13 protein-coding genes are annotated in these 15,826 nt (G+C 59.2%); 9 read left to right on the top strand and 4 right to left on the bottom strand.

Translation table 11 applies throughout. The annotated features are described in order from the left end of the window. Nucleotides 1–73: 73 nt before the first annotated feature. Nucleotides 74–658 (top strand): HupE/UreJ family protein, encoded by a 585-nt coding sequence (locus tag AC5WNI_RS10595; RefSeq protein WP_495928435.1) that lies wholly within the window; start codon nucleotides 74–76, stop codon nucleotides 656–658. 349 nt (nucleotides 659–1,007) lie between these two features. Further along, entirely contained in the window at nucleotides 1,008–2,240 is a 1,233-nt protein-coding gene (gene zigA, locus AC5WNI_RS10590; protein WP_495928434.1) for a zinc metallochaperone GTPase ZigA, read from the top strand. 140 nt (nucleotides 2,241–2,380) lie between these two features. On the opposite strand, the gene AC5WNI_RS10585 is transcribed toward zigA, so the two are convergent. Then, a complete protein-coding gene (locus tag AC5WNI_RS10585; RefSeq protein ID WP_495928433.1) occupies nucleotides 2,381–3,226 on the bottom strand; it encodes a metal ABC transporter permease in 846 nt (281 codons plus the stop codon). Then, entirely contained in the window at nucleotides 3,226–4,128 is a 903-nt protein-coding gene (locus tag AC5WNI_RS10580) for a metal ABC transporter ATP-binding protein (protein WP_495928432.1), read from the bottom strand. The genes AC5WNI_RS10585 and AC5WNI_RS10580 overlap by 1 nt, the downstream gene beginning before the upstream one ends. 126 nt (nucleotides 4,129–4,254) lie before the next feature. On the opposite strand from AC5WNI_RS10580, the gene AC5WNI_RS10575 reads away from it, so the two are divergent. From AC5WNI_RS10575 to AC5WNI_RS10550, 6 genes are all read left to right on the top strand, one after another. Further along, on the top strand, nucleotides 4,255–5,316 hold the full coding sequence (locus AC5WNI_RS10575; protein WP_495928431.1) for a zinc ABC transporter substrate-binding protein: 1,062 nt from the start codon (nucleotides 4,255–4,257) through the stop codon (nucleotides 5,314–5,316). Nucleotides 5,317–5,396: 80 nt separating this feature from the next. Beyond that, a complete protein-coding gene (locus AC5WNI_RS10570; protein WP_107336434.1) occupies nucleotides 5,397–5,825 on the top strand; it encodes a DUF4440 domain-containing protein in 429 nt (142 codons plus the stop codon). 139 nt (nucleotides 5,826–5,964) lie between these two features. Continuing rightward, nucleotides 5,965–6,864, top strand: coding sequence for a GTP cyclohydrolase FolE2 (gene folE2, locus AC5WNI_RS10565; protein ID WP_495928430.1), 900 nt, complete (start codon nucleotides 5,965–5,967; stop codon nucleotides 6,862–6,864). A gap of 457 nt (nucleotides 6,865–7,321) precedes the next feature. Further along, nucleotides 7,322–8,296, top strand: coding sequence for a TRAP transporter substrate-binding protein (locus AC5WNI_RS10560; RefSeq protein WP_495928429.1), 975 nt, complete (start codon nucleotides 7,322–7,324; stop codon nucleotides 8,294–8,296). 3 nt (nucleotides 8,297–8,299) lie between these two features. After that, nucleotides 8,300–8,929: a TRAP transporter small permease gene (locus tag AC5WNI_RS10555; RefSeq protein ID WP_495928428.1), complete on the top strand. Its 630-nt coding sequence runs from the start codon at nucleotides 8,300–8,302 to the stop codon at nucleotides 8,927–8,929. Next, nucleotides 8,926–10,209, top strand: a complete 1,284-nt coding sequence (locus tag AC5WNI_RS10550) for a TRAP transporter large permease (RefSeq protein ID WP_024952532.1) — start codon at nucleotides 8,926–8,928, stop codon at nucleotides 10,207–10,209. Before AC5WNI_RS10555 ends, AC5WNI_RS10550 begins: the two co-directional genes overlap by 4 nt. A 187-nt stretch (nucleotides 10,210–10,396) precedes the next feature. Here AC5WNI_RS10550 and AC5WNI_RS10545 read toward each other — a convergent pair whose 3' ends face one another. Beyond that, nucleotides 10,397–11,338, bottom strand: coding sequence for a DMT family transporter (locus AC5WNI_RS10545; protein ID WP_495929198.1), 942 nt, complete (start codon nucleotides 11,336–11,338; stop codon nucleotides 10,397–10,399). Nucleotides 11,339–11,542: 204 nt separating this feature from the next. On the opposite strand from AC5WNI_RS10545, the gene AC5WNI_RS10540 reads away from it, so the two are divergent. Beyond that, nucleotides 11,543–12,463, top strand: coding sequence for a LysR substrate-binding domain-containing protein (locus AC5WNI_RS10540; protein ID WP_495928427.1), 921 nt, complete (start codon nucleotides 11,543–11,545; stop codon nucleotides 12,461–12,463). 696 nt (nucleotides 12,464–13,159) lie between these two features. On the opposite strand, the gene AC5WNI_RS10535 is transcribed toward AC5WNI_RS10540, so the two are convergent. Continuing rightward, nucleotides 13,160–15,382 carry a sensor domain-containing phosphodiesterase gene (locus AC5WNI_RS10535; RefSeq protein ID WP_495928426.1) on the bottom strand — a complete coding sequence of 741 codons (2,223 nt, stop codon included), beginning with the start codon at nucleotides 15,380–15,382 and terminating at the stop codon, nucleotides 13,160–13,162. Between the last annotated feature and the right edge of the window lie 444 nt (nucleotides 15,383–15,826).

The following is a 15,826-nucleotide window of genomic DNA, read 5'->3' as shown; positions in this document are numbered from 1 at the left end:
AGCCATTGTCTCCCGGCATTCGCCTCACCACGGGTGTCGGGGGATTTATCATCATCTTGTTCAGGAATGACACATGAAGCGTTCTCACTCCGCACTGCTTGCCACCTCGCTGCTGCTGGTGGCGACCTCGGCTTTCGCCCACCCCGGCCATGATGCCCAGGGACTGATGGCGGGCCTGTCGCATCCCTTCACCGGGCTGGACCACCTGCTGGCCATGCTGGCCATCGGCATCTGGAGTGCGCGTCAGTCGCGGGCCTTGACGCTTGCCACGCCGCTGTTGATGGTCGTCGGCATGCTGGCGGGGGCGGGCATCGCGCTGCTCAGCGGTGGTCAGGCGCTGCATGCGCTGATCGCCGAGCAGGGCATTCTGCTCTCGGTGCTGGCCTCTGGCGCGCTGGTAGCGCTGCTGCTGCGTCTGCCGACCCTGGCTGGTGCCGTCATGGTTGCCGGCTTCATGGCCTGCCACGGTTTCGCCCATGCGCTGGAAATGCCGGCGGCTGGCAGCGCCGCGGGCTACATGGCGGGCTTCGTGGTCGCAACGCTGGCCCTGGCGTTGCTGGGCCGTGCAATCGGCCAGCGCCTGATGGGCGTGCCCGCCATCGCTTCACGTCTGGTGGGTGGGGCGGTGATGGCCTCTGCCGTGATCATGGCGGTCTGATCATCACCTGAGATTTCGCTCGCGGCTAAAAAGTACCGCTGATTACACCACTTCACGCCCCGCTGGCTTGCCAGCGGGGCGTGTGCGTTTCTGCTTGCTGCGCGCTCTCGCCGTTCTGATAATCGCTTGGGGGATCTCACGCGCTGGGCGGCACTGGCAAAAAATGGCTGACGATAGATTATGTTATAACGTATCATTTGGCGTGTTTGATGATCGAGAATCCAGAGGTCCCCACGTCCAGGCACTTACCTGACCCTGCCCCAGGCCCTGATCCAGGCCCTGCGCCGGCAAGGATGCCTTCACGCGCAAGAGACGTGGCCAAGACCCTATCCTATCGAGGTACCGCCTGATGAATTCCCCACAAGTGCCCCTGTCGCAACCCCTGCCAGTCACTGTGCTGTCCGGTTTTCTGGGCGCCGGCAAGACGACGCTGCTCAATCACATCCTTGCCAACCGCGAAGGGCGTCGGGTGGCGGTGATCGTCAATGACATGAGCGAGGTCAACATCGATGCTGCCATGGTGCGTGGCGCGCCCGGTGCGGACAACGAGGTGACGCTCAATCGTGCCGAGGAGCAGCTGGTCGAGATGAGTAACGGCTGCATCTGCTGCACGCTGCGTGAGGACCTGCTCATTGAGGTACGGCGACTGGCCGAGGAAGGGCGCTTCGATTGCCTGGTGATCGAATCCACCGGCATTTCCGAGCCGCTACCGGTGGCGGAAACCTTCACCTTCGAGGACGAGGACGGCCAGTGCCTCTCCAGTGTCGCGCGTCTCGACACCATGGTCACCGTCGTGGATGGCGCCAACTTTCTGACCCAGTATCGCGAAGCGCAGTCACTGGCCGAAGCGGGTGAAAGCCTCGGCGAAGACGATGAGCGCAATGTCGCGGATCTGCTGGTCGATCAGATCGAATTCTGTGATGTGTTGTTGATAAGCAAGACGGATTTGCTCGATGCCTCACAGCTTGCCGAGCTGAGCGCGGTGCTGCGCTCGCTCAACCCGGAGGCCGAGATTCTGCCCATGACGAAGGGTGCCGTGCCGCTTTCCAAGGTGCTGGACACTGGCCGCTTCAGTTTCGATCGCGCGCAACAGGCACCGGGCTGGCTGAAGGAGATGCGCGGCGAGCACGTGCCGGAGACCGAGGAATATGGCATCTCTAGCTTCTCCTACCATGCGCGCGTGCCGTTCCATCCCGAGAAATTCCACCAGTTGCTCCACGGAGACTGGTTCGGCGGCAAGCTGCTGCGCTCCAAGGGCTTCTTCTGGCTGGCCACGCGGCCGCAGTTTGCCGGGCAGTGGAACCAGGCCGGCGGCATCGCGCACTACGGGTTCGGCTGCATGTTCTGGAAGGCAGTCCCGGAGGTCGAATGGCCAGAAGACCCCGAGTACCTGGAGTCGATCCGAGAAAAGTGGCAGGAGCCGTTCGGTGACATGCGCCAGGAGCTGGTATTCATCGGTCAGAACCTGGATGAAGCCCGTATCCGCCAGGCGCTGGATGAGTGCCTGCTCGATGACGCCACGCTGCTGGCGGGCAAGGAAGCTTGGCGTGACCTGCCAGACCCGTTCCCCGCCTGGGAATGAGCGACGGCGCATGAGTCTCTGAACTGCTGACACTCGCCAAGACACCCCGCTGATCCGCGATCAGTGGGGTGTCTTCATTGCTGGCGCGTCTTTGGCGCTCCTGATCGGTACTGTTGTGCTGATCAAGTAGGGAGGGGCCGTCACTTTCCTCGAGCAGACGCTTCGTTGCCGGTCTGTGCGACAAGGCGTGAGATGCGTGCCGCTGCAGTGCTCAGGGCAAACAGCAGGGTGGCGAGGCACACGATGGTGGGGCCGGTGGGGGTATCCAGCCAGTAAGCTGCTTGCAGCCCGCCGGTGGTGGAGACTCCGCCGATAATAGCGGCGGCGATCGCCATCAGTTCCGGGGTGTGACAGAAGCGGCGCGCCGTGGCCGCCGGGATGATCAGCAGTGCGGTGATCAACAGCGCACCGACCACCTTCAATGCAACCGCGACCACCACGGCCAGCGACAGTGTCAGCACCAGCTGCTCGCGTCGCGGGTTGATGCCGCTGGCACGCGCCAGGTCCTCATTCAGGGTGGCAGTGAGCAGCGCCGACCAGCGCCAGTAGATGAGGCCGATGACCAACACGCCACCTGCGGCGATGATTGCGAGGTCTGTCTTGCTGACCGCCAGGATATCGCCGAACAGATAGGCCATCAGGTCAATGCGTACGCCGGGCAGGAAGGAGACGGCCACCAGGCCGAAGGCGAGTGCGGAGTGCGCCATCACGCCAAGCAGGGTGTCCATGGCGTAGCCGCGTCCGCTGAGCAGCGTGACCAGTGTCGCCATGATCAGCGAGACGGCGAGCACGCCGGCCAGAATCGAGGTGGACATCAAGAGCGACAGCGCCACGCCGAGGATCGCGGCATGGGCCGTGGCGTCGCCGAAATAGGCCATGCGTCGCCAGACGACGAAACAGCCCAGCGGCGCTGCCGCAAGCGCCACTAATATCCCGGCCAGGGCGGCGCGGAGCATGAAGTCATCCAGTATCAGTCCCTCCAACATCAGTGACATCCCTCTGCGTTCGGTGCAATGAGCTGGAGCGCTGGTTCCCGGCTCTGCGTTGTTTGCTTGAGCACAGGCTTGGCTGCAGGCGCGGGTGCAGGTGCAGGTGCAGGTCCGGATGAGGTCCGACAGGTGGGCGCAGCGTCAGCGGGCGAGTGGGTGCGAGAGTCAGAGTGATCGTGAGACTGAGCAGGAGAGTGATCGTGTGAATGCTCATGGCGATAGAAGGCCAGGGCATCAGCGGTATCGAGCCCGAACAGATCCTGGTAGGCCGGTGAGGCCATGACACGCTCAGGCGTGCCCTGACAGCAGACGTGGCCATGCAGGCAGACGACACGGTCGGAGGCGCGCATCACCACATGCAGCTCGTGACTGACCATCAGTACCCCGCAGCCGAGGGTGTGGCGGACGCGATCGATCTGACGGTAGAAGTCCGCGATGCCACGGTGATCCAGCCCTTGGGTTGCCTCATCGAGCAGCAATATATCGGGCGAATCCATCAGGGCACGGGCCAGCAGAATACGCTGGAATTGTCCCCCCGAGAGGTCGGCGATCTGCTGTTGCTCGACGCCGGGGATGCCGGCCTGCGCCAGGGAATTTGCCACCGCCGCGCGCGAATGGCGATGGGGCAGATTCAGGAAACGCACCACCGTCATCGGCAGTGTCGGGTCCAGGCTCAGGCGCTGGGGGACGTAGCCGATTCTGCAGCCTTGTTGACGATGTATCCGCCCGCTCGTCGGGGACACCGCCCCGATGATGCTGCGAAGCAACGTGGACTTGCCTGAGCCATTGGGGCCTACCAGGGTAACGATTTCGCCGCGCTCAACCTCGAGATCGATCGCATCGAGGATACGATGCCTGCCGAGCGTGACACACAGATTTTTGATCGATAACAGCGACATGGGGACCTCTTGGCGCTGAAGAGTTGACGGGGCAGCAATCATTAATGTTATGTTATAACATATTGAGGCTGGTCATTGCAGCCTCCGATCTTCCTTCCGCGATATCGCCTCTATTGGAGAACCGCCATGCGCCATCGGTTACTGCCTTCCCTCTCTCTGCCCCTGATGCTGGCACCTGCCGTGGCAGTGGCCGAGGTGCCATCGGTCGCGGTGGACATCCCCCCGGTGCACTCACTGGTGGCACGTGTCATGGGGGAGCTGGGCAGCCCCGATCTGGTCATCCAGTCAGGCGCTTCACCGCATGGCTATTCCATGCGTCCCTCCGAGGCCAGGGCACTGTCCGATGCGGATGTGGTGTTCTTCGTCAGTGATGAGCTGACGCCCTGGCTTGCCAAGGCGCGTGCGTCGCTGGCCGCGGATGCCGATACCGTCGAGTTGATGGAGGTGCCGGGCACCCTGCACCTGACCTATCGTTCGGGCCCCACCTTCGAGGCACATCATCACGCTGATGAAGCCTCTTCCGCGCATGGCGAAGAGCACGACGAGCATGGTGGCCACGAAGCCCATGCGGATCACGACGAGCATCACGGCGACCATGACGAGCATCACGATGGCGATCACGAAGCCCATGCAGATCACGACGAGCATCACGACGAGCATGGTCATGACGGCGAGAATCCCCATGGCTGGCTGGACCCGGTGAATGCTCACACCTGGCTGGGCGCCATTGCGGAGTCACTGGCAGCACAGGACCCGGAGCACGCGGCGACCTATCGCAGCAATGCCCAGGCGGGGCAGCAGGAGCTCGAGGCGCTGACCGAATCACTGTCAGCGCGTCTGGCTCAGGTGCAGGGCACTCGCTACATTGTCTTCCATGATGCCTATCAGTACTTCGAGCACCGCTTCGACGTGCCGGCGTCTGGTGCCATCTCGCTGGGCGACGCCTCCACCCCCAGCCCGGCCCGCGTCAAGGAGATCCAGGCGCGCGTGAAGCAGGACGACATCCAGTGCGTCTTCCGAGAGCCACAGTACAACCCGGCGTTGATCGAGAGCGTCTTCGAGAGAACCGGCGTCAAGACCTCCATCGTCTTCGAGCCGCTGGGTGTGGGACTGCCGCTGGGCGAGACGCTGTATCCGCAGCTGATCGAGCGCCTGGGACAGGGCATCCTGCGGTGTGCCGACGCCTGATCGCTCCGTGACAAATCGACGGGGGCGCTGTCGGCCCCCGTCTTTCCTCAAGAGCCTCATCCTCAAGGGAGAGCCACCGCATGCCCCACCCGACATCGCCACCGCTGAGTGAGCGTGACGCAGAGTTCTGCATCAATGCCGCGACGCGCACGCTGGAGCGCTGGGCGATTGCCGTCACTCGCGGGGAGAAGGAGACGCTTCTCTCGCTGTATGCAGAGGACGCGATTCTGGTGCCGACGGTCGCCGATGATGTGCGTGAGAATCGCCAGCAACGACAGGCCTACTTCGATGGCTTTCTCGCCAATGAAGCGCTGGCCTGCGAGTTGGGGGAGTACTCACCCCGAGTCAGTCGCAAGCTGGGTACCGTCGTGATTGGAGGGCACTACACCTTCGAATATCGCGTCGCTGACGAGACGGTCACGATTCCGGCCCGTTTTCTGTTCACCTTCGAGGAGATCCTCGGTGAGTGGAAGATCACCGGTCATCATTCCTCGCGACTGGCGGGATGATTCTGACCTGACGACGAGCCGTCTGCGCTCTGCTCTTCATTTCTCCTGACACACCCCACACTTTGGCTGAGCTCAGTGCCGCCTTCCTGCATCCTGGGGGAGGCGGTCACTGACGAGGGCCGCTTTGGATATCTGACGAATGACCGCAATACTCCCCGACGTTTCCCTGACCGAGCGCTCGCGCTCCTTGAGTCCCCTGGAATGGGTGGGCATGCAGGGGATCGATCTGCCTGTACTCATCGAGGAGGGCGATTATCGCCGTGAATTGCATGCCCACGTGGATGCGCAGGTCGACCTGCCGATGCCGCATACCAAGGGCATTCACATGTCGCGCCTTTACCGCCTGCTGGATGGGCTGGCGGAGGGCGAGCCACTGACCCCGGGCAATCTGCAGGACGTGCTCGCCGCGATGGTGGCAAGCCATCACGACTGCGCCTCGCGCAATGCACGCGTCAGGCTGGAATTCGCGCTGCTGGTGAAACGTCCGGCGCTAGTCACACCGCAACTCTCAGGATGGAAGTCCTATCCCGTCACGCTGGAGGCCAGCCTGCACGAGGGCAGGTTCACACTGCAGGCCAGTGTCACGGTGGGGTATTCCTCCACCTGTCCGTGCTCGGCGGCCCTGTCGCGCCAGCTGATCGAGCAGGCATTCCTGGCGGCTCATCGCAATGACACTACGCTGACGCCTGCGCAGGTCGCCGAGTGGCTCACCCACAACGCCACTCTGGCCACGCCCCACAGCCAGCGTAGCGAGGCGCAGGTCCAGGTCGAGCTGAAGCCCGCTGCGCGGGATCTGGGGTTGATCGCACTGATCGATGCCATCGAGCAGGCCGTGGCCACGCCGGTCCAGACGGCCGTGAAACGCGCCGATGAGCAAGCCTTCGCGGCGCTCAATGGCCAGAACCTGATGTTCGTTGAAGACGCCGCACGCAGGTTGATCAATGGCCTGGCGATCACCGACGGCGAGGCGCATGTACATGTACGGCATATCGAAAGCCTTCACCCGCACGACGCCGTGGCCTGGGGTCGCCGTGACTGAGTGACGTCCAGCCTGGTTCTTCAGCTTCGTTCCTCAGTTACGCCCTATTTCGAGGCGTTACGTCTCTGATCCGCATGCACGCCCCGCCGAGGAAATCGGCGGGGCTTTTGGTTTTGCAGGGCTGAAAAACTTCCAGACACCGCGGCTGACGGCAGCAGATGGTTGATGTCGGTATGTGGTTTGCCATCCAGTCCAGATGAGGTTGTGGAAGGGGGATTGTTGCGTGTTTCGCTAGACAAAGGTCTATTTCTGCGGCGGTGTGATTGACCGATGCGGCAGTGGACGACTAAGTTTTGCTTCATCTGGTATGGTTTGCAGTCCACTTTAGGGAGTGGAATTTGAACGTGACGTACGTGAGTCAGTCTCGCCGACACAGACTCAGGTCCGGAGCGTTCAAGCGGCAAGCCAGACCCGATACGTCCATACCCCACAACAGAACAATCAAAGGGATTCGACAATGAAGCGAGCCATGCTTGCCGCCACGCTTTTAGCCGCCGCCTTGGGTACCACCACTGCGCATGCCGAGAAGATCGTGTTTGCCATCGGCGGTAGCCCCAACAGTCTGCAGGGCCAGACTGCGCAACATTTCGCCGATAGCCTGCAGGCTCGACTTGGGGATGAGCATCAGGTCGAGTACTACCACAGCGGTCAGCTGGGCGATGAGCGCCAGCTGATCCAGAAGCTGCGCCTCGGCACGGTCGATCTGGCCGCGATTTCCTCGGTGATGTCATCCGTCTCGCCAAGCTTTGCACTGTTTGACATGCCGTTCATGGTCAAGGATCGCGAGCATCTCAAGCGCATCGATGACGAGATCGTGATGACGGACCTGGCCGAGGATGCCAAGGCCAAGGGCCTCAAGCTGGTCTCCACTTGGGAGAACGGCTTCCGCCAGATCACCAACAATGAACATCCCGTGGTGGAGCCGGAAGACCTGGACGGGCTGAAGCTGCGCACCCCGCAGAGCGAATGGCGTACCGGCATGTTCACGGCGTGGGGCGCCAATCCGACACCGATGGCCTTCTCGGAAGTCTTCGTGGCACTCCAGACCGGGGTGGTCGATGGCCAGGAGAACCCGCTGTCCAACATCGATGGCGCCAAGTTCCAGGAGGTCCAGAAGTACCTGTCACTCTCCAATCATGTCTATTCGCCCATCTGGCTGACCAGCAGTCAGGCCGGCTGGGGCAAGATGCCCGAGGACCTGAAGGCCGCGATTGCCGAGGTGTCTGCCGAGACCCAGAGCTGGGCCTTCGCCAAGGGTGCAGAACTGGATGACAAGCTGCTGGCGAGCCTCAAGGCGGGCGGCATGGCCGTCAATGAGGTGGATCGGGATGCCTTCGTCACCGCGAGTGCGCCGGTCTATCAGGCGTTCTCCGACAAGGTCGACGGTGGTCAGGCGATGGTCGACCGGGCCATGGCACTGGCCAAGGAGTAAGTCATGAGCTCGCATTCCCATGCGGCCAAGGCAACCTTCCCCACCGAGAGTGGGGAAGGACTGACGGCCACGGCTGATGTGACCCTGCTGGACAGAGTCAACCAGGTGGTGGAGCGCTGCCTGGAAGTGTTCACCGTCGGGTTGCTGCTCTCGCTGACGGTGATCGTGCTGGCGGCGGTGGCCTTGCGTACCTTCGGTGGCTCCTTGCCCTGGTATGACGAGGTCGCCTCGATCAATCTGGCCTGGCTCAGCTTCTATGGCGCTGGTCTGGCGGCTCTGAAGCGTTCCCACATGGGCTTCCCGGGCCTGATCACCAAGGCGCCGATCGCACTGCGCAGTACGCTATTCATTACCTCTGAGCTAATCGTGGTCGGATTCTTTGCCGTGGTGGGCTGGTTCGGCTATCAGGTGCTGGACGTGCTGGCCTGGGACTCCCTCATCGCCTTGCCGACCATCGGTCTGGATGTCACACAGTCGGTGATTCCGATCAGTGCGGCGCTCTTCATCCTGTGTGAACTGCTGAGTCTGCCTCATGCCTGGCGCAAGATGTGTGCGGGCGTCAACAGCGAAGAGGAAGAGATCGCGGAAGCCATCCGTCTCGCCGAGCAAGACCTCAAGGAGCACCGTTCATGACGCTACTGATCATTATCGCGGCGCTGTTCGCACTGGTGTTGATCAACGTGCCCATTGCGGTCGCCATCGGTACCGTCGGGGTCGTCGGAGTGGTGATCTTCATGGGCGTGGACGCGCTGGTGAACGTGCCGCTGACGCTCTTCAATGGCGCCACCAAGTTCCCGCTGATCGCGATTCCGCTGTTCATTCTGGCCGGCGCGCTGATGAATACTTCGGGCATCTCCATGCGACTGATCAACCTCGTCACGGCCATGGTCGGGTTCGTGCGCGGTGGCCTGGCGATGGTCAATGTCGGGGTATCGCTGTTCTTCGCCGAGATTTCCGGCTCTGCGGTGGCCGATGTGGCCGCCACGGGTTCGGTGCTGATTCCCGAGATGAAGAAGCGCAAGTACACGCCGCAGTTCTCGGCGGCGATCACGTCGTCTTCGGCGTCGCTTGCCATCATCATTCCGCCGTCGCTGTCGATGATTCTCTACGGGGCCATCGCGGACACGTCCATCGTCAAGCTGTTCGTCGCAGGCATCATCCCGGGGATTCTGGGTGGTCTGGGGCTGGCGATGCTCTGCTACTACTACGCCCGCAAGTACGACATGCCGCGTGAGGCTGCCTTCTCGCTGTCGACACTCGGCAAGGCGTTCCGCGAGGCCTTCTGGGCCCTGACGCTGCCGGTCATCATTCTGGGCGGCATCTTCGGTGGCTTCGTGACCGCCACCGAAGGCGCAGGCATCGCCGTGCTGGCGGCGCTGGTCATCGGGGGGCTGGTCTATCGTGAGCTGAACCTGCAGGTGCTGTATCGCGCGGTGATCGATGGCGTGATCCAGACTTCCGTCGTGATGCTGCTGGTCGCCACATCCGCGGTACTGGGGCTATTCCTCACCGAGATGCAGCTGCCGCAACAGCTGGCTCAGGAGATCACCGCGATCACCACGGACCCGGTGGCGGTGCTGGCGTTGCTCAACATTCTGCTGCTCCTGCTCGGCATGTTCCTGCATGGCGCCGCTGCCATCATCCTGGTGGTACCGATCGTGATGCCATTGATCCAGCAGATCGGCATCGACCCCATCCACTTCGGCCTGATCCTGACCCTCAATCTGGCCATCGGTCAGCAGACACCACCCGTGGCTTCGGTACTGGCCACCTCATGCTCCATCGCCAAGACGGACATGTGGGAAACCACCAAGGTCAATCTGCCGATGATTTTCGTGCTTTTCCTGGTGCTGATGTTGGTCACCTACGTGCCGGCGATTCCCATGAGTCTTGTCGAGCACTTCTATGGTTGATAGCTATGGTTGAGCGCCATGGTTAAGCGCTATGGCTGAGAGCAATGGTCGAGAGGGCAGTGGTGGAGACTGCCCGCCAGACACGACAAGGCCGCCTCAAAGGGCGGCCTTGTCGTGTCTGAAATAGGCGAGTGAAATGTGCGAGGAATGACCATCGGCCAACCCAGACTTCATCAGGCGGGGTATTTCACTGCTCTGATCCCGTAACAGGTACGCCTTTCGCAACCTCTCGAGGGCCGGCCACACGCTGCTCGGCGCGCAGCGTCCACATCACACCGCCGAGAATCAACAGCATGCCCAGCACTTCATTGCTCTGCGGCCATTGCCATGCCAGCAGATATCCGTAGAGCAACGCGCAGCAGGTCTCGAAGACGATCATCTGTCCGCCTACCGATACCGGCAGGCGCTGGGCCGAGGAATTCCACAGGGCATTGGCGATCCAGGAGCCCCCGACCGACATGAACAGGGCTGCAGCAGTGAAGGCCAGCCAGCGTTCAGACGAGAGCTCCAGCGGCAATATCCGCGGCTGCAAGACGGCGACCAACACAAGAATCATCACTGCCACGATCCCGGTCGCGATGCCTTGCAGGGTGGACCATTCACGCGCGGAAAAACGACCTGCCTTGAGTTGTTGGGCATTGCGCAACGCGAACCATGCCCAGGACATCACGCCGAGCGAGCCACACAGCACGCCGATCAGGTCTCGCCACTCTCCTGCCCCCTGCAGGAAGCGAAGTAGAACAGGCACGTTCATGCAGACGATTCCCACCCCGATCAGTGTCAGGGACAGGCTCACGGACAGGCGGCTCGCCTGAATATGGCGTCTCCCGATCAACATCACCGCCACCGGCACCAGCCCGTTGATCAATGCCGCAATGGCCACACCGGCATATTGGACTGCTGCCGTCAGCAGGATGAAATACGCCACATTGCCTGTCAGCGCCAACTCCAGCAGCAAGCGGGTATCGCGCGCAGTGAGGCGAGCGGACAGACGGCGAGCATGGGGTAACGCGATCGCCGCGGCAAACAGTCCGTAGAGCCCGAAACGTGCGCAGCTGATGACCACTGGATGGATGTCGCCAAGTAATGAGGGCAACACGATGACGCCTCCCCAGAGGGCGCCTGCCATGCCAGCATGGACTATTGCTTTTTTCATGATGAGTCGCCCTTGTCTTGATCAAGGGGCCACTCTAATGCGTTACTTCGGGATCAAGCAGCGACTTTGCCGCATCCAGACATTCCATCAAGGAATGTGCGCCGAGAGAGCTGCCTGGAGCCATCCGCGCGAGCGCAATGACGAACACTGACACAATTCCAAATACAGGGAGCCCCCATGGCAGGACGTTTTCGCCATCTTCCCTCACTGGAGGGACTCGCGGCCTTCGAGTCCGTGAGTCGCTTGGGAAGCTTCACCCGTGCCGCCGATGAGCTGTGCCTGACCCAGAGCGCCATCAGCAAGCAGATTCGCGCGCTGGAAGCGTCACTTGGCACGCCGCTGTTCGTGCGCAAGGCGCGCGGTGTCACGCTTTCCAAGGCGGGAATGCTCTACCAGCAGCACATTCTGCCGGCGCTGCAAGGGCTCGAGATGGCCGGACAGCGCCTGCGCGCGCTCCAGCACTCTGACACCGTCAGCGTGCTGGCAACGCATGCCGTCTCCCAGTACTGGCTGTTCCCCTGCCTGTTGCGCTTCAGCGCCGAGCACCCCGAGATCACCGTGCATATCCACGCCAGCAACGAGATGGGTGCCAGCATGGTGTCGGACCATGATCTCGCGATCCTCTATGGCGACGGCGAATGGCCAGCGCTGGGTGCCACGCCGCTGATTCACGAAGATATCTATCCGGTGGCGCGCCCCGATGTGATCAAGGAGCAGGAGCTTTCGCTGGAAGAGCTGGCTCAGCGGCCGCTGATTCAGCTGGACTCCTCCTGGAACTGCATGGACTGGTCTCATTGGTTCGCCCATTTCGGTATTCGCTACCGCCCGCCCAAGTCAGACATCACCTTCAACCAGCTGACGCTGACCTTCGCCGCCATCCAGCGAGGTGCCGGCATCGGACTGGCGTGGGACTTCATGGCGGCGGACGCCATCGCCAAGGGCGAGCTAGTTCGTGTCACGGATCATCGCGCGATCACCGGCCTCGCGGAGCATCTCGTGTTTGATCTCGATCGACCGCTCTCGGCCTCCGCGCGACTGTTCCGAGATTGGCTGATCGCCAAGGCTGGGGAGGGTGGTGTGTCAGGGCAGAATGTCTGAGCAGGAGGGCTCAACATATCGGACTTTTAGGCAGCTGTAGCTCGCTGGGGTATGGAGGAAGTCCTTGCATGGGGAGCGATGTATGCTGAAAGTGTCCATCAAAGTATTTTTCAATGTGATCTTCAGGAGTTTTAAAATTTTATATCTAAAGCTGTAATAACTAGTCTGGAGTTGTAGTCAATCAGGCGGTGTCTGGCAGTAGATTGTGTCAGAAGAAAGCGCCGCTGTGGCTGGCCGCGCGGTTGAGTCCCGTCTTTGTTATGATCTCGGGCGTCCTAGACCTAGTGCGTAATGCTGGCACCCTTAACCACGAAGAGAGAAGGCTCGGTTAGTAGGTGCGTCTCGCTCGAGCCAACCTGTAGGTGATGGCCTACGATCTCACATAGACCTCAATGACTTTAGCGACGCTCGATGCGCCGGGTTGCTACTCGCTTGGTTCGAGATTTCGAAGTCACCAGAAGACCGGAGTCAGCTGTCGGCCCGTGTGAGGAAGCGTTGGTAAGGTTATGATGATGGCCATCAGCGACAGATACCGCGCCGATGGCCAATCCAGTCGATAAGCACCAGACTCTGCGTGATTACGAGGATGTGTACTTGACTCCAGTAACCCAGATTAATATGAGGCCTCGTGCTGCTATTACTCAGCATTACCGGGGTGACAGGCCCTGGCTATCGATAGCGTGTCTAACCTGATACTCAGGCATCAGAAAGCAGTGGGAGTAGATTAGGTAGCCCCATGTACTCTCTTTTTGGCATAGGTTTGGCAAAATAGAAACCCTGCAATAAATCGCAGTTATGGCATATTAGAGCTTGTTGTTGTTCTTGATTCTCAATGCCCTCTGCGACTACAACTAAGTTTAAATGATGTGACATAGTGATGATACCTTCCACAATTGCAGCATGGCTGCGATTGGAATCAATATCTTGGATGAAAGCTCGATCGAGTTTTACCTTGTGAATTGGTAAATCACGTAGATAGCTGAGGCTGGAGAAGCCAGTGCCGAAATCGTCTAGCGCGACCCGGATGCCCATTGTCTTAAGTGCATTGATCAATTCGATAGCTTTATGGGCCCAATCTATGAGTACGCTCTCGGTAATCTCCAGCTCCAATAAATGTGGCGGCAAGCAAGTTTCATCTAGTATTTCTTGAAGGTTTCTCAAGAAATCGTCGCGCCTAAACTGAAGAGACGAAACATTGACGGCGACTGGTATCACTTGTTCGCTTTTGGCGCGCATCTCTACGGCATTTTGGCATGCATGGCGCAGTATCCAACGGCCTAGTTGAACAATTTGCCCCGTTTGTTCGGCTAGGGGAATGAACACTCCAGGAGAGACTAATCCACGAGTGGGGTGGTGCCAACGAATCAATGCCTCTAATCCGCATATACGTCCATTTACCGCCTCTACGATAGGCTGGTAATAAAGCTCAAACTGATTCTGATCCTTATGTAGTGCTGTATGCAGGTCATGATGTAACTGTATGTTATCCCGGTTGAGTTGGTTTTGACCACTGAGATACCAGCACCAAGTGTTGTAGCCCTGCCGTTTGGCATCGAGCATGGCTAAGTCGGCCATCGGCATCAGCTCGCGGGAGCATCGTACGTCCTCGATGTTGTCAACGATACCGATGCTGGCACTGATACGGAGAGGTGTATCATCAATTACAAAGGGGCTAGACAGTGAGTCTAGTATGCGCTCAGCTAACTCGATACTGGACTGGCGACTATCTTGAGAGGGAATTAATAGGGCGAACTCGTCCCCGCCTATACGGGCTAATGTGACAGCACTATCTACTGTTTGGCGTAATCGGAGGCTCACTGCTATCAGCAGTTGATTGCCATTTTGGTAACCAAGACTACGGTTTATCGTTTTGAATCCATCTAGACCAATTTGCATTATTGTAAACGACAGCTGATCATGTCGATTGTTTTTAAATAAAACCTGTAGGCACTCGTCGAAAAATGTGAGGTTGGGTAGACCAGTAAGCAAATCATGTGTCGCCTGGTAGGAAAGCTGAACTTCTTGTTCGCGCTGTTGGGTAATGTCGTGGCAGACACCGTAGACCCCTACAACTTCACCATCTACTGAAACTGGGAAATTAAAAATCTGTAGTCGATAGTTATGACCATCACGGTGGATCCCTACAGTCTCATACTGGTGTGTCCCACCTTGTCTGGCAATATCATATCCTGACTGTGTCAGTTCGCGATATGCTGGCTCGATAAACTCATTGAAGTGTCGACCGATCAACTCTTTTTCATGATATCCCGTAATGCGAGTAAGTGCCGCATTACCACGCTGGAAGCGCCCTGTTAAGTCAAACTCATAGACTCCTTCAGGGTGATTCAAGTAAAGCGAACGATGCCACTCAGATAGCATCCGAAGATCGGTAATATCGCGTTTACGCAGAAAGGCCAAAGATAATAGCCCAGCGGATTGCTCTAAGCCTAGTCGACTGACCTCATCAGGATAGCAGGGCTTACGGAAGTAGATGCTGAAAATCCCAATCAGTTCGTTTTTAGTGGTCAGGATAGGGGTCGACCAACATGCACGTAGTCCTTCGCTTTCTGCGGCATCGTAGAATGCTGACCAGCGCGAGTCAGTGCGGATATCTTCAGTGATTATAGGCTTATGATAAAAGGCTGCACAGCCGAAAGATGCCACATCAGGTCCGACCTCAACCGACTGAAGGCATTCTTGGTAAGGTAATGAGAAGTATCGACTGCGAAGAAGACTGAGCGTTTTATCCTTGGTATCAAAGCTCATGAATCCGATAATTGCCTCTGGGAGTAGTAGCTCGACTTGACGCGTGACAGCGTCAAGGATCTCCTCAAGTGGCGCTTGTTGCAAAATTCGCTCTTGCACTTCCAGCTGCGCCTTCAATATTACTAACCAGTTGACCACTTTTTGACCCTCCATACAGCCCTCTTTTTGCTACGGTAACACCCTACGATGAATAAGTATCAATGACGAGGAAAGAGCGTCTTCAAGCAGTCCTCTCAGTATGGGGTGAGCCAGCTATGGGCGCATCTGGAGGAACTGATACAGGTATAGCATATCGCTGAGGTTCACGAGGTCGTGCCTTCTCGGGAATCCGGTTTACCGCTCTGTTGCTACCATCCTGCCGCATTGGGGGAAATGTGGTAGTGCTGGTAAGTCATAGTTCAAGCTGGACGAGGTACAGCCAGGGCGAGTCGCATTGCAGATCGATGCAATTGATTAAAGAAGAATTTATCTTGCAAGTAAACCCTGATGAGTTGCTATTGGCTCGAGCGGCTGGCATACGGCCTCCAGCCGCTCGTGTGCCTTCACCTATCCGGCGGGCACCTAACAGAAACGCTAAGCAAGTATTCTAGTTACAGT

The organism is Cobetia sp. PDI-12MA, from assembly GCF_059507695.1.
The sequence above is the reverse complement of the archived record's forward strand: the minus strand, read 5'-3'. Positions and strand labels throughout refer to the sequence as shown.